Below are 12,914 nucleotides of genomic sequence, written 5' to 3'. Positions count from 1 at the left end.
TTTGCGGCAACAGTTGCACCCATCGCGATCCGTGCCCGCAGCGCGACTGAATCCCAACCCTCAACGTGCCGCGACGCGATCGGCGCGACAACGAATGGAGACCCAACGAATGAACCCCACTTCCCTGACACAGATCGCATCCGGCGCGCCACCACGCCTGTTCGACAACCGCTGGCTGCAACTGGCCGTCGGCATCGTCTGCATGATTGCCACGGCCAACATCCAGTACGCGTGGACCCTGTTCGTGCCGGAGATCCAGGGCAAGTTCGGCTGGGAGCGCGCATCGATCCAGATTGCCTTCACCATCTTCGTGCTGGTGCAGACCTGGCTGGCGCCGATCGAAGGCTACTTCATCGACAAGTTCGGTCCGCGCCTGATCGTGGCCTTCGGCGCGCTGTTCATCGGCGCGGCCTGGGTCGTCAACTCGCAGGCCACGACACTGATGGGCTTCTACATCGGCGCGGCCATCGGCGGCATCGGCGTGGGTTCGATCTACGCGACCTGCATCAACAACGCCCTCAAGTGGTTTCCCGACCGGCGCGGCCTGGCGGTGGGCCTGACGGCTGGCGGCTACGGCGCCGGCTCGGCCGCCACCATCCTGCCGATCGCCGCGATGATCGAAGGCTCCGGCTTTCAGCAGGCCTTCCTGTTCTTCGGCCTGCTGCAGGGCTCGCTGGCCTTCATTGCGGCCTGGTTCCTGCGCGCGCCCAAGGGCGACGAAGTGCGGGGCTCGACCAAGCTGGTGCAGAGCCGGCGCGACTACACGCTGGGCGAGGCGCTTCGCACGCCGCTGTTCTGGCTGATGATCCTGATGTTCTCCTGCGTGGTCACCGGCGGCATGATGGCCGTGGCGCAACTGGGCGTGATCGCACAGGACCTGGGCGTGAAGAACTTCAAGGTGGACCTGTACTTCGTCACCATGGCCGCGCTGCCGCTCGCGCTGATGCTCGACCGTGTCATGAATGGCATCTCGCGCCCGCTGTTCGGCTGGATCTCCGACCACATCGGCCGCGAGAAGACGATGGTGATCGCCTTCACGCTGGAGGGCATCGGCATCATCGCGCTGGGCTACTTCGGCCACAACCCGTGGGCCTTCCTGATCCTGTCGGGCGTGGTCTTCCTGGCCTGGGGCGAGGTGTATTCGCTGTTCTCGGCGCTCGCGGGCGACGCCTTCGGCACCAAGCACATCGGCAAGATCTATGGCGTGCTGTACTGCGCCAAGGGCATCGGCGCGCTGTTCGTGCCGCTCGGCAACCTGATGATGGAAGCCACCGGCACCTGGTCGACCGTGCTCTACACAGTCGCAGCGCTCGACCTGTTCGCCGCCTTCCTGGCCATCGTCGCGCTGCGGCCGATGCTCGCAAGGCACACCGCCAGCAATGCCGCCGCATCGCATGCGCCTTCGCAAGCGCCCGATCTCGCAATGCCCGGCGGCTTGTCGGCCGCAGGCCGCACGGCCTGACACCCCGCTGCCCATTCCAGCGCACCCGTGGAACCGGCTTTGCCGGGCCACCGGGTGCGCCCCTATTTCTTGAGCACCAGCACTGCCAGTTCGGTTCGGGTGTTCGCGTGAAGCTTCTGCATGATCCGGCTCACGTGGTTCTTTGCCGTTCCCTCGGCCAGGTTGAGCGCCGTGGCGATCTGGCGATTGCCATAGCCCTTGGCGATCAGTTCGAGCACGGCGGCCTCGCGTTCTGTCAGCGGTTTGGTCGCCGTCGTCGAATCGGACGGCAATGGCTCGCCGGGCGCGGCGGCCTGTGTTGCGGCGCGGGGATCTGGCGCCGGCGGGGAGGGCGGCTCTTGCGCGACGCGATCGGCCAGCAGCCGGAACTGGTCCATCACCTTGCGCGCGATCTGCGGCGTCAGCCGTGATTCGCCGCGATGCACGGCCCGCACGGTGTCCAGCACCTCTTCTTCCGAAGCGTCCTTGAGCAGATAGGCCTGCGCGCCGGCACGCACCGCGTCGAACACCAGGTCGTCGCGGTCGAAGGTGGTCAGCACCATCACGCGCGTGTGCGGCAAGGCGGCCGAGATCTCGCGCGTCGCGAGCACGCCGCCCTTGCGCGGCATGTGCAGATCCATCAGCACCACGTCGGGCAGCAGGCGGCGGGCGAGCTCCACGGCTTCCACGCCGTCGGCCGCCTGGCCGAGCACCTCGATGTCCGGCGCGGCGTCCAGCAGCATGGCCATGCCGCGGCGGATCAGTGCCTGATCGTCGGCAATCAGCACGCGGATTTTGGGCGCGGCATGCGAAGAAGAGGATGACGGTTCGGCAATGGTGCTCATGGCAGGGACGATTGTGCCCCGAGGGCTCCGGCCCGTCACAATTTGCCGTGTCGACCGCTGCACAAAAGGAAATCCGATGTCACATGCCAACCAGCTGCGTCCGTTTTCGTTCGTGCTCGCTGTCCCGGACCTCGAGCGAAACACCGCCTATTTCAGGGACGCCCTGGGCTTCGAGGCGCAGTGGCCGGAAGGGACCGGATGGCAGCTTCTTTCGCGAGGAGATGTGCGCATCATGATGGGCCATTGTCCGGACGCCCTGCCGCCGTCTGCGACGGGCGACCACAGCTACTTCGGTTATCTGCATGTGGATGACGTCGATGCGCTCCATGAGGAATTCGTCCGGCGCGGCGCGTTGATAAAGCAGGCGCCGGCAGACAAGCCGCATGGCATGCGCGAGTTCTCGGTCGCGACGCCTGACGGACACCGACTCATGATTGGCCAGGACCTTGCATCGAGGGTGGGGAGCTGAACTGGCTTGCGGTGGCACAAGGGCATAAAAGGGCGACTCGACGCAAAGGATTGACGAATAGAAATGCCGATTTCTGCACGAAAACTCCGCGCCGCCGAGTCGCTCACGCCGGCTCTCCTCCAGTCTTTGATGAGGAAGATTTTCCCCAGAAAAAACGACTATGGAGAGGCCTCGTTTGAAGAACTCTTGCCTGAACTCGCAAGATTCAACATCAGGACACGAGGCCAGTTCGTGGCGCTCATGACTCATCATCGAAAGCGGCTCCTGCGAATCGACAGTGAACCGCTCGATGCATGGCATGAACGCTACTACCGCTCAGAACTGGGTGATCGGTTTGTGAGTGATGCCCTCCGCCGTCAGTACTGGTTCGCCTATCCCGCGCTGATTCGCATCGCGCTCGAATTGAAGTTTGGTGACAAGGCCGTCACTTACGACCGCTTCGAAGCATCGTTGGAGACGGTTTAGAACTCGAAGCTGCGGCGGTCGCGGCCTGCGACCGCCGGCTTGTAGCGGACCTTTCGGCTCACCGCCTGTTGAATATCATGTGGCCCATGGCGATATCCGCGTTTGCTGTCAAAGTGCCCTCGGCCGAGCCGTGGGTCGGCGACCTTCGGCAGCGCTTCGACGCGACGACGAAGCTAGGCGTGCCAGCGCACATCACTGTGCTTGTGCCGTTCATGGACCCTCAGCACATCACGCCTGCCGTACTGGACCGGGCGCAACACGCGTTGAATCGAGTCGCCGCCTTTTCCTTTTCGCTGGACAGGGTGGCGCGTTTCCCGGCGACCGCGTATCTCGCACCGGAACCGCCCGAGCCGTTCATCGCCATGACCAAGGCGCTCGTGGATGTCTTTCCAGATTTCCAGCCGTACGCAGGGGAGCACCAAGGCGTGATTCCGCACCTGACCGTTGCCCATGGAAACCCATCCGAGGCCGATGCAGCCGCTGCCGAGTTGCAGGAGCGGCTGGATGCATCTGGCGGCATCCAGGCGGATTGCACCTCGGTCGTGCTGATCGAAAACTCGACAGGTCGTTGGGAAGAATTGCATGTCTTCCACCTGGCGCCGGCCGATACCCTGGCCCGTGACGATTGACGCCACTCGGTTTCAGATGCCAAGCCACTACCTGGTCGTTCTCGCGTTCGCCTTGTGTCTGGCTGGCGCCTTTGTCTGCATCTGCCTCTGCGGCTTCTACACGATGAAGGTCATGCGTAATTTCAGAAGCGATCGCGAGTGGGGAAGATTCTTTGTTCCATCCTTGCTCATGGGCTCGTTCTTCAATGAAGAAGGAAATGCCGCTCGGCGCAAGATGTGGTGGGCGCTGGCAGGCTTTCTCGCCTTCTCCTTCGGAGTGATCGGGATTGCGGCCGGCGTTGCGCCATAGCGCGGACGACACTTGAGGAGAACACCAGGCTCGACATTCGGGATCGGCATGTTGTGCGAGCCAACCAAGCGCCGCACGAGAGATCGGGTACCTACGCGCCGTAGGCCGCCATGAAGACCCGTACGGCCTCGCGCAGAAGAGCCCTGTTTTCCCGGGAATCCGGCAACTCGAGCTTCAGCAGTCCGCGGAAGTGCCCGGAGCCCAGGAACATCGACAGGAACAGGTCCGCTGCCTGAAGCGGGTTCCGCACCTTCAGCGTGCCCGCCGAGTGGGCACGGCGCAGGTATGCAGCCAGCTCGCCGTTCGCACGCTCCGGGCCTTCCTCGTAGAACGCACGGCAGACTTCCGGCTGCGCCCCCGCGACGCCGTAGACAGAGCGCAACGCGCCCAGGGCGTCGTCCCCCCGCACCAATGCGAGAAACCGGGCGCCGATCGCCAGCAGCGCCTTCTCCGGCTGGTCCGGGTCCAGCGCCCCGGCGCCCGGGACACCAGCCACCACCGGCGCCGTCCTGTCGCGCACGACCGCCTGGAACAGCCTCTCCTTGGAGCCGAAGTTGCTGTACACGGTCATCTTGGACACACCGGCGTCCGCGGCGATGGCATCCACGCTGGCACGCTCCAGGCCATGCTCGTTGAAGTGCCTTTGCGCCGCTTCCAGGATGCGACGCACGCGCTCGGGATCGCGCGGCCGCCCGCGTCGGGGCTTGGGAGCGGGAGCTGGGGGGTGGGCCATGGGCAGATTTAGTGGACTTGACAGTTTACTATATCCGATGCAAATTACTGTACTTGATAGTCCAGTAACAAATCAACCCACACGGAGCCCATCACCATGAATGACGTCATCATCATCGGCGGCAGCTTTGCCGGCCTCGCCGCCGCCCTCCAGCTCGGCCGTGCCCGCCGCAAGGTCACCGTTCTCGATACCGGCCTGCCGCGCAATCGCAACGCCCGCCACTCGCATGGCCTGCTCGGCCACGATCACAAGCCACCGCTGGACATCCTGGCCGAGGCGCGGCAGCAGCTGGCGCGTTATCCCGCGATCAAGCTGGTCAATGCCCGGGCCGACAGCGTCTCCGGCGCGATCGACGATTTCTCCGTCCTCACTGGCGATGGCGAAAACCTTGGGGCGCGCCGCGTGATCCTGAGCTATGGCATCGCCGACCAGATGCCCGATGTTCCGGGCTTTGCCGAAAGCTGGGGCACGTCCATCGTGCCCTGCCCCTATTGCGACGGCTTTGAAGTCGCCGGCCAACATTGGGGCCTCGTCTGGTCCGGCCCGCAATCGCACAATCAGGCCAGGCTGTTCCAACATTGGACCGACAAATTGACTGTTTTCGCCGATGGTCACGACATTCCGCCCGACATCCAGGCCGATCTGGCGCGCCGCAACATGCCTGTCGTCGATGGCCGGATCGTCGAGATCGCCCATCGCAAGGGCCATATCGCCACCGTCAATCTCGATACCCGCCGCAATATCGCGGTCGACATCCTGTTCGCCCATCCGCGCAACAAGCCGTCCGCAAGCCTGCATGAATCACTGGGCCTCGCCACGGTGGATACGCCTACCGGCATCGTCCTCAAGGTCGACGAGCGCCGCCAAACCAGCATGCCCGGCATCTATGCCGCCGGCGACCTCGCCACGCCCTTCTTGCCCTCGGTCACCCAGGCATCGTCGCAGGGCGCGATGGCGGGTATCTTCGCCCAGCAATCGATGGTGGTTTGAGGGCATAGGGATTCCCTTCTCCGGTCGCCGCGGGCCGTCGCAAGAAGGGCCATCCCGTTGTGTGCGCGGCGGGTGATGCCGGGCGCCAGGTATCGTCATGGAGTGATATGAGCGTGCTTGAACTGAAGGTTCCTCCCCCCATCGTGGCGCTTGTCCTGGCGCTTCTCATGTGGCTGACGCCAGCCGTCGCGGGCCTTGTGCAGATTCCCTATCCGGCCCGCGTGCTCTGTGCCGTCGCTTTGGTGTGCGTCGGCCAAGGCATCAGCATCGCCGGAATGGTTGCGTTTCGGCGCGCCAAGACCACCGTGAACCCGATCAAGGCAAGCTTGGCGTCCTCGTTGGTCATCCGGGGCGTGTACCGCTATACGCGCAACCCCATGTATGTCGGGCTCTTGCTGACCCTGTTGGCGTGGGCCGTGTTTCTGGCGAATCCGCTTGCTGCCCTGTGGGTTGTCGTGTACGTGCTTTACATCACTCGGTTCCAAATCATCCCGGAAGAACGCGTGTTGGCGTCTCTATTTGGGGCGGAATACGAGGCTTACAAAGAGCGGGTACGCAGATGGGTATGAGGCCTAACTGGTCTGCATCGTGCCCGGCACCCAACAAGTTGGGTCCATGGCCTGCGGCAGAATCCACCGACCAACGCTCTTCGCCGCGGACCCCACCCGGCACACAGGCATCGCACCATGGGCTTCAGCATCTACTACACCGCGAAGCGGGACACGCCACTGACCCCCATCGAGTCGCAGCGCATCGATGCGATCGTGCAATCCTTCGACGTCATCGCCGACGTCGAGCGCTACGCGCACACGGGCAAGGGCCTCAACTGGGAGAGCTTCACGCGCTACGAGACATCGCGGCTGACCGGCGCAGAGGTGTTCTCGGGCGCGACGGCCCTGCCCGACAACAAGCCCTTCGCCATGCACAAGGGCGCCCGCCGCTGGATCGAGTGTCTCAACCAAATTCGCCGCGAAGTGCTTGCCGATGCGCAGTGGCGCGTGCAGATCGAAGATAACGCGCTGCTGTGGGACGACAAGCATGGCTGGCACGACAACGCCTCCAACGGACTTGCGTCGCTCTGGCTGGGCTGTCTGTTGAGTTCGCCGTTCCGGCTGTTCAGCCGGAGCGCTTGAGCCATGGGCAACGCCGCCGGCATGCTTGCATCCCTGCGATGCCTAGCCCACTAGCGTCGGACAGTCCGTGTAGCCCTTGGCGCCGGGCGTGTAGAAGGTTTCCGGGAGTAGGCGCGTTCAGCGGCGCGTCCTGGCGCATGCGGTCGAACAGGTCGGGGTTGGCGATAGAAAGCCCTGCCCATGGCCGTCAGGTTCGCGCAATGGCCTCGGTTTGCAGGGGCTCAAGCGACCCGGTAGCGCGGGGCCGGCGTTCCCACCTGGGTGGCGGCGAACAATGCGGAGCGCGCCGCTTCGTACTTCTCCCACAGCGTTGCATCGGCGACCGACGGCCACGTGACCGCTTCGCCCTGATCCCATCCCGCGAGCGCCGCATCGACCATGTGCTCGGTGGTCATCAAGGCGTCCTTGTTGAGGGCCGCCAGCGGAACGCCCGACAGGTCCCAGATCTCGGTGGCCGTCGAGGCCGGCAGGACCAGCTGAACCTTCACGCCGGTGCCGGCCAGCTCTTCCTGCAGGCCCCGGCTGTATTGCAGTACGAAGGCCTTGGTGCCGCTGTAGACCGCGCTGATGGGCAGCGCATGGATGCCAAGCACCGAAGCGATGTTGATGATCACCCCGTCATTTCTGGCGATGAAGGCCGGCACCACCGCCTGGGTCAGGCGCGTCAGCGCCGTGACGTTGAGGGCGATCTGCGACAGCGCGTCGCCTGCGGACCTCTGGGCCACCGGTCCCAGCCGCGCAATGCCGGCGTTGTTCACCAGCACGCGCAGGTCGGCGCGGGTGGACAGGATCGTCTCGATGCGCGCCAGGTCCTCGTCCTGGGTCAGGTCGGCGGTGACCGGCTCGGCCTTGATGCCGTGCGCCTTCGAGACCTGTGCGCAGAGGGCCTCGAGGCGGTCGGCGCGGCGGGCGACAAGAATGAGGTCGTAGCCGCGCGCAGCGAGGCGGTCCGCATAGACGGCGCCGATGCCGGAGGAAGCCCCGGTGACAAGAGCGACTTTCCTGGAACTGGGATGTGTCATGGATGGCTTTCCAATAAAATTGAGGGCTCAACCAAAAAAGTTGAGGGCTCAAATGTAGAAGCGATCCGCCACGGGCTGCCGTTGGTGCAGCACTCAACCATTTTTTGATCATGGGAATAAACACCAAAGCCGTCGACGCGAAAAACAGCCTGCACGAGCCCGCCGCGGACGAACAGGGCGTGCTGGGCGGGCGTGTCTGCACCAATACGGCACTGCGCCTTGCCGCCCGCCGGCTTGGCCAGCTGTATGACGAAGCGCTGGCGCCGTTGGACCTCAAGGCCACGCAGCTCGCGCTGATCGCGGAAATAGACAAGCTCATGGTGACCGCCCCGCAAGGACCGACGCTGCAGGACCTGGCAGCCCGGCTCGCCATCCAGCTGTCGGCGCTGACCCACGCGCTCAGGCCGCTGGTGCGCGACGGCTTCGTCGAGTTGCGTGCGGACGCCAAGGACCGGCGCACCAAGCACGGCGTGCTCACTCCGCGTGGCAGGGCTCGGCTGTCGGAAGCGGTGGTGCGCTGGGCCGCGGCAAACGACCGCGTGGAGGCCGTGTTGGGCCCTGCCTCGGCGGCGAGCCTCCGGGCCCTGGCCGATCAGGTGTCTTCCGACGCGTTCCTGGCGGCATACAAGTCGAAGGATTGATCGGCGGCCCCGCAGGGCGGGCCTGAGTCCGACGAGTTGCATGCGCGCAAGAGGACCGGCGGCTGAGCGGGGTGCCATACGCTTCGTGCCGCATGGCGACATGCACCGCTGTCCGATAATCGATGGCTTCGTTCGTCCATCGCAAGCCCCTCGTGCACACGCCACCCCCCGCTGACTTCCCTGTCTTCGACAGTTCCGACTTCAGCGGCGAGGCCGGTGCGTTCCATTTCGACCTCGTGCGGCTCGAGGATCGCCCGGACATCCCGCGCGGCTTCCCGCACCGCCACAACTACTACCACCTGCTGTGGATGAGCGAGGCCGCGGGCACGCATCTGCTGGACTTCGAGACCTTCGAGGCGCGCGCCAACACCGTGTTCTTCGTCTCGCCCGGCCAGCTGCACGCCTGGGCCTCGACCGTGCAGCCCAAGGGCTTCGTCATCAATTTCAGCACCGAGTTCTTCGTGCAGATGTTCCCGCGCTCGGACGACATCGCGAAGTACCCGTTCTTCCACATTGCTTCGGATGCTCCCGTGCTCTACCTCGATCAGGCCCAGCATGACGAACTGCTACCGCTGCTGCTCGAAATGGAAGACGAGATGCTCGGGCGGGCAGAGGCGCGGCTGGACATCGTGCGTTCCTACCTGCTCGTGCTGCTGACCCGGCTGCGGCGGCTCTATCCGGCGCGTGCCGCCGACGGCGCCTCTCCGCAAAGCTACTCGCTGACCAAGCGCTTCAAGCTCCTGATCGACCAGCACTACCTCGACTTCGGCCCGCTGCGCGACTACGCGCAGCGGCTGCATGTCACGGAGCGCCAGCTCAACGACGCCGTCAAGCGCACGCTCGGCAAGACCGCGGGCGAGCTGGTTCACGAGCGCCTCGTGCTCGAGGCCAAGCGGCTGCTGTGCAACACCGACATGGGCGTTGCCGAGATCGCGTTCCATCTTCACTTCGAAGACCACGCCTACTTCAGCCGCTTCTTCAAGAAGCGCACGCAGCTGACACCCGGCGAGTTCAAGAAGCGCTACGGCACGCCTCGCTAGCTGGCGTAAGCCCCTAGTGCGGGCCGTCGAAAAGTACAAGACGAGTTCGCAATCGTCCTACCGCCCCGGGCGCTCGGCTGCCTAAAGTGCATCCATCTCAACTCCGCCGCCGCGATGGCGGCCCGATGGCTGGCGATGAACGATTCCCCCAAACTGCGCACCGGCGGCCAACTGGTTGTCGACGCGCTGCTCGCGCAAGGCGCCGACACCGTGTTCTGCGTGCCGGGCGAGAGCTACCTCGACGTGCTCAACGCGCTGCATGCCCAGCAGGAAGCCGTGCGTGTCGTGGTGTGCCGCCACGAGGGCGCGGCCGCCTTCATGGCCGAGGCCCAGGGCAAGCTCACCGGCCGGCCCGGCATCTGCATGGTCACGCGCGGACCCGGTGCCACCAACGCGAGCATCGGCGTGCACACTGCCTTCCAGGACTCCACGCCGATGATCCTGCTGATCGGCCAGGTCGGACGCGACATGATCGAGCGCGAGGCCTTCCAGGAGATCGACTACCGGCGCATGTTCGGTCCCTTCGTGAAGTGGGTGGCGCAGATCGACGACGTCGCACGCATTCCCGAATTCATGGCACGTGCCTATTCGGTCGCGATGTCCGGGCGCCCCGGCCCGGTGGTGCTCGCGCTGCCCGAAGACATGCTGACCGACTCGGCCTTTCCCTCTGTGGTGCCGCGCGTTGAGGTGCCGCAGGCGCACCCCGCGCCCGATGCGATGCTGCGCCTGCGCGACCATCTTGCCGTCGCGCAGCGGCCGCTGCTGCTGCTCGGCGGCCCAGGCTGGAATGCGCCAGGCCGCGAGGCGATCGAGCGCTTTGCCGTGCAGAACGTGCTGCCGGTGGCCTGCGCCTTCCGGCGGCAGGACCTCTTCGACAATCGCCATCCGCAGTACGTGGGGGAGGTCGGCATCGGCATCAATCCCGAGCTGGCCCGCGCGGTGCGCGAGGCCGACCTGCTGATCGCCGTGGGAACGCGGCTGGGCGAGATCGTCACGAGCGGCTACACGCTGCTCGAGGTGCCGGTGCCGCGCCAGCAGCTGGTGCACGTGCTGCCCTGTGCCGAGGAGCTCGGGCGCGTGTACCAGCCTGCGCTCAAGATACTGAGCAGCCCGGTTCCGTTCGCGCGGGCCGCCGCCGCGATGCCACCGGCCGGCCTGGCGCCGCGGCGCGCATGGCTCGGCCAGCTGCGCGCCACCTACGAGCGCTATGTTGCGCCCTCGGTGCGCCAGGCCAGGCTTGACCCGGCCCGCATCGTCGAGACGCTGCGCGACACGCTCGAGCCCGATGCCATTCTCACCAACGGCGCGGGCAACTACAGCGCGTGGGCGCACCGCTACTACCCGTTCTCGCGGCCGAACACCCAGCTCGCGCCCACCAGCGGCGCGATGGGCTACGGGGTTCCGGCCGCCATTGCCGCCAAGCTGCAGCATCCGTCGCGCCAGGTGGTCTGCCTGGCGGGCGATGGCTGCTTCCTGATGACCTCGCAGGAACTCGCGACCGTCAGGCGCCATGCGCTCTCGATCGTCTTCATCGTCTTCAACAACGGCATGTACGGCACGATCCGCATGCATCAGGAAGTGAACTACCCGGGCCGGCCGATCGGCACCGACCTGTGCAACCCCGACTTCGTGCGCTATGCGCAATCCTTCGGCCTGCATGCCGAGCGGGTGGAGCGCAGCGACGACTTCGCTCCCGCGCTGCAGCGCGCCCTCGGCGCCGGCGGCAGCGCGCTCATCGAGCTCGCGATCGAGCCCGAGATCCTGACACCGCGCGCCACCCTGAGCGAGCTGCGCGAGAAGGCGCTGCGCGCCGCATCCTGACCGACCTTTCGCGACCCAAGAGGAGACACAGACATGAACAAATTGCTGCGGGCTTCGGCCCTGGCGGCACTGGGCGCCTGCGCGCTCGTGCAGGCCCAGGCGCAGAGCCCGGCCGAGTTCCCGGCACGCCCGATCCGGATCGTGGTGCCCTTTGCCGCCGGCGGCGCAACGGACGTGATCGCCCGCGTGGTGGGACAGAAGATGTCGGACCAGTTCGGCCAGCCCGTCGTGGTCGACAACAAGGCCGGGGCCAACGGAAACATCGGCGCCGTGGCCGTGGCCCGCGCCGCGCCCGACGGCTACACGATCCTGATGGCGACGTCGAGCCATGCGATCAACGCGACGCTCTACCGCAAGCTCGACTACAGCCTGACGAAGGACTTTGCGGCGCTGTCGAACCTGGCGTCGGTGCCGCTGGTGCTGGTGGTGAACCCTGGCGTGCCGGCACGCAGCGCGGCCGAGTTCGCGGCCTATGCGAAAGGGCAGGGCGACAAGCTCAACTTCGCTTCCGGCGGCACCGGCACCGCGGCGCACCTGGCGGGCGAGCAGTTCAACACCTTGGTGGGCACGCGCATGCTGCATGTGCCCTACAAGGGCGGCGCGCTGGCCCAGACCGACCTCATCGGCGGCCAGGTGCAGGCGATGTTCGCCAACCTGCCCGAAGTGCTCTCGCAGGTGCAGGCCGGCAAGCTGCGGCCGCTGGCGCTGACCGGCAAGGCCCGCCGCGCCAACCTGCCCGAGGTGCCGACCTTCGCCGAAGCCGGCTATCCGCAGATGGAGGCGCGCTCGTGGTTCGGCCTCTTCGCGCCGGCCGGCACGCCGGCGCCGGTGGTGGCCCGGCTGTCCGCCTCGATCGCGCAGGCGGTGGCCGATCCGGCCGTACAGGCACGCCTGAAGGAACTCGGCGCCGACGCCATCGGCGACAGGCACGAAGCCTTCCAGCCCTTCGTCGCAGAGGAAGTGAAGCGCTGGGGCGCACTGGTCGAGCGTTCCGGCGCGACCGTGGACTGAATGAAAGAACCCTCCCTGAACCGCAAGAGAAACGGAAGAAACACATGCTCTACGACGTCCGCACCTACACCTGCCGCCCCGGCACCCTGAAGCGCCATCTGGCGCTGTATGCCGAGCACGGCTTCGACACCCAGCGCCGCCACCTCGGCGAACCGCTGGCCTATCTGCAGACCGAGACCGGCAACGTCAACAGCTACACGCACATCTGGGTTTTCGCCGACGCGGCGGATCGCGCGAACAAGCGCGCCGCGATGCAGCGCGACCCGGCCTGGGCCAGCTATCTCGAGAAAAGCGCGGCGGCCGCCTACCTCGTTTCCCAGGAGACGAGGCTGATGGTGCCGACGTCCTTCTTCAAACCCTGACATGGATTGCGCTGCGCGCACGC

Annotated in this window: 16 protein-coding genes and 1 pseudogene; 13 read left to right on the top strand and 4 right to left on the bottom strand. The window is 65.9% G+C overall.

Annotated elements, in window-relative coordinates; genetic code table 11:
* Nucleotides 1-109: 109 nt before the first annotated feature.
* The gene (gene oxlT, locus L1081_RS26880) at nucleotides 110-1,462 is read left to right on the top strand and encodes an oxalate/formate MFS antiporter (protein ID WP_489417680.1); all 1,353 of its coding nucleotides are present in this window, start codon (nucleotides 110-112) and stop codon (nucleotides 1,460-1,462) included.
* A gap of 62 nt (nucleotides 1,463-1,524) precedes the next feature.
* On the opposite strand, the gene L1081_RS26875 is transcribed toward oxlT, so the two are convergent.
* Nucleotides 1,525-2,286 (bottom strand): response regulator, encoded by a 762-nt coding sequence (locus L1081_RS26875; protein ID WP_489417679.1) that lies wholly within the window; start codon nucleotides 2,284-2,286, stop codon nucleotides 1,525-1,527.
* A 76-nt stretch (nucleotides 2,287-2,362) separates the two neighbouring features.
* On the opposite strand from L1081_RS26875, the gene L1081_RS26870 reads away from it, so the two are divergent.
* From L1081_RS26870 to L1081_RS26855, 4 genes are all read left to right on the top strand, one after another.
* Nucleotides 2,363-2,755, top strand: coding sequence for a VOC family protein (locus L1081_RS26870; RefSeq protein ID WP_489417678.1), 393 nt, complete (start codon nucleotides 2,363-2,365; stop codon nucleotides 2,753-2,755).
* Between the two features lie 63 nt (nucleotides 2,756-2,818).
* The gene (locus L1081_RS26865; protein ID WP_489417677.1) at nucleotides 2,819-3,220 is read left to right on the top strand and encodes a hypothetical protein; all 402 of its coding nucleotides are present in this window, start codon (nucleotides 2,819-2,821) and stop codon (nucleotides 3,218-3,220) included.
* 86 nt (nucleotides 3,221-3,306) lie between these two features.
* On the top strand, nucleotides 3,307-3,849 hold the full coding sequence (locus L1081_RS26860; RefSeq protein ID WP_489417676.1) for a 2'-5' RNA ligase family protein: 543 nt from the start codon (nucleotides 3,307-3,309) through the stop codon (nucleotides 3,847-3,849).
* Nucleotides 3,839-4,138 (top strand): hypothetical protein, encoded by a 300-nt coding sequence (locus tag L1081_RS26855; RefSeq protein ID WP_489417675.1) that lies wholly within the window; start codon nucleotides 3,839-3,841, stop codon nucleotides 4,136-4,138. Before L1081_RS26860 ends, L1081_RS26855 begins: the two co-directional genes overlap by 11 nt.
* Nucleotides 4,139-4,229: 91 nt before the next feature.
* Here the strand turns inward: L1081_RS26855 and L1081_RS26850 are convergent, their stop codons facing one another.
* Nucleotides 4,230-4,808: a TetR/AcrR family transcriptional regulator C-terminal domain-containing protein gene (locus L1081_RS26850; RefSeq protein WP_489417674.1), complete on the bottom strand. Its 579-nt coding sequence runs from the start codon at nucleotides 4,806-4,808 to the stop codon at nucleotides 4,230-4,232.
* A gap of 159 nt (nucleotides 4,809-4,967) precedes the next feature.
* On the opposite strand from L1081_RS26850, the gene L1081_RS26845 reads away from it, so the two are divergent.
* From L1081_RS26845 to L1081_RS26835, 3 genes are all read left to right on the top strand, one after another.
* Nucleotides 4,968-5,861 carry an FAD-dependent oxidoreductase gene (locus tag L1081_RS26845; RefSeq protein WP_489417673.1) on the top strand — a complete coding sequence of 298 codons (894 nt, stop codon included), beginning with the start codon at nucleotides 4,968-4,970 and terminating at the stop codon, nucleotides 5,859-5,861.
* Nucleotides 5,862-5,968: 107 nt separating this feature from the next.
* A complete protein-coding gene (locus L1081_RS26840; protein ID WP_489417672.1) occupies nucleotides 5,969-6,430 on the top strand; it encodes a methyltransferase in 462 nt (153 codons plus the stop codon).
* 117 nt (nucleotides 6,431-6,547) lie between these two features.
* The gene (locus tag L1081_RS26835) at nucleotides 6,548-6,994 is read left to right on the top strand and encodes a hypothetical protein (RefSeq protein ID WP_489417671.1); all 447 of its coding nucleotides are present in this window, start codon (nucleotides 6,548-6,550) and stop codon (nucleotides 6,992-6,994) included.
* A 42-nt stretch (nucleotides 6,995-7,036) separates the two neighbouring features.
* Here the strand turns inward: L1081_RS26835 and L1081_RS26830 are convergent.
* Nucleotides 7,037-7,191, bottom strand: a pseudogene (locus L1081_RS26830) (alkene reductase); the annotation flags it as partial.
* 24 nt (nucleotides 7,192-7,215) lie between these two features.
* The gene (locus L1081_RS26825; protein ID WP_489417670.1) at nucleotides 7,216-8,016 is read right to left on the bottom strand and encodes an SDR family NAD(P)-dependent oxidoreductase; all 801 of its coding nucleotides are present in this window, start codon (nucleotides 8,014-8,016) and stop codon (nucleotides 7,216-7,218) included.
* 110 nt (nucleotides 8,017-8,126) lie between these two features.
* Between L1081_RS26825 and L1081_RS26820 the strand changes: the two genes are divergently transcribed.
* The 5 genes from L1081_RS26820 (at nucleotide 8,127) to L1081_RS26800 (ending at nucleotide 12,891) form a co-directional block, all read left to right on the top strand.
* Complete coding sequence (locus L1081_RS26820) at nucleotides 8,127-8,657, top strand: MarR family transcriptional regulator (RefSeq protein WP_489417669.1); 531 nt, start codon at nucleotides 8,127-8,129, stop codon at nucleotides 8,655-8,657.
* Between the two features lie 122 nt (nucleotides 8,658-8,779).
* On the top strand, nucleotides 8,780-9,697 hold the full coding sequence (locus L1081_RS26815; protein ID WP_489417668.1) for a helix-turn-helix domain-containing protein: 918 nt from the start codon (nucleotides 8,780-8,782) through the stop codon (nucleotides 9,695-9,697).
* Between the two features lie 135 nt (nucleotides 9,698-9,832).
* Entirely contained in the window at nucleotides 9,833-11,518 is a 1,686-nt protein-coding gene (locus L1081_RS26810; protein ID WP_489417667.1) for a thiamine pyrophosphate-dependent enzyme, read from the top strand.
* A gap of 33 nt (nucleotides 11,519-11,551) precedes the next feature.
* Entirely contained in the window at nucleotides 11,552-12,529 is a 978-nt protein-coding gene (locus L1081_RS26805) for a tripartite tricarboxylate transporter substrate-binding protein (protein ID WP_489417666.1), read from the top strand.
* 44 nt (nucleotides 12,530-12,573) lie between these two features.
* A complete protein-coding gene (locus tag L1081_RS26800) occupies nucleotides 12,574-12,891 on the top strand; it encodes an NIPSNAP family protein (RefSeq protein WP_489417665.1) in 318 nt (105 codons plus the stop codon).
* Nucleotides 12,892-12,914: the final 23 nt, after the last annotated feature.

Source organism: Variovorax sp. MSC1_012, assembly GCF_023667525.1.
Lineage (GTDB): Bacteria > Pseudomonadota > Gammaproteobacteria > Burkholderiales > Burkholderiaceae_C > Variovorax > Variovorax beijingensis_B.
This window is presented reverse-complemented; position numbering and strand designations above follow the sequence as displayed.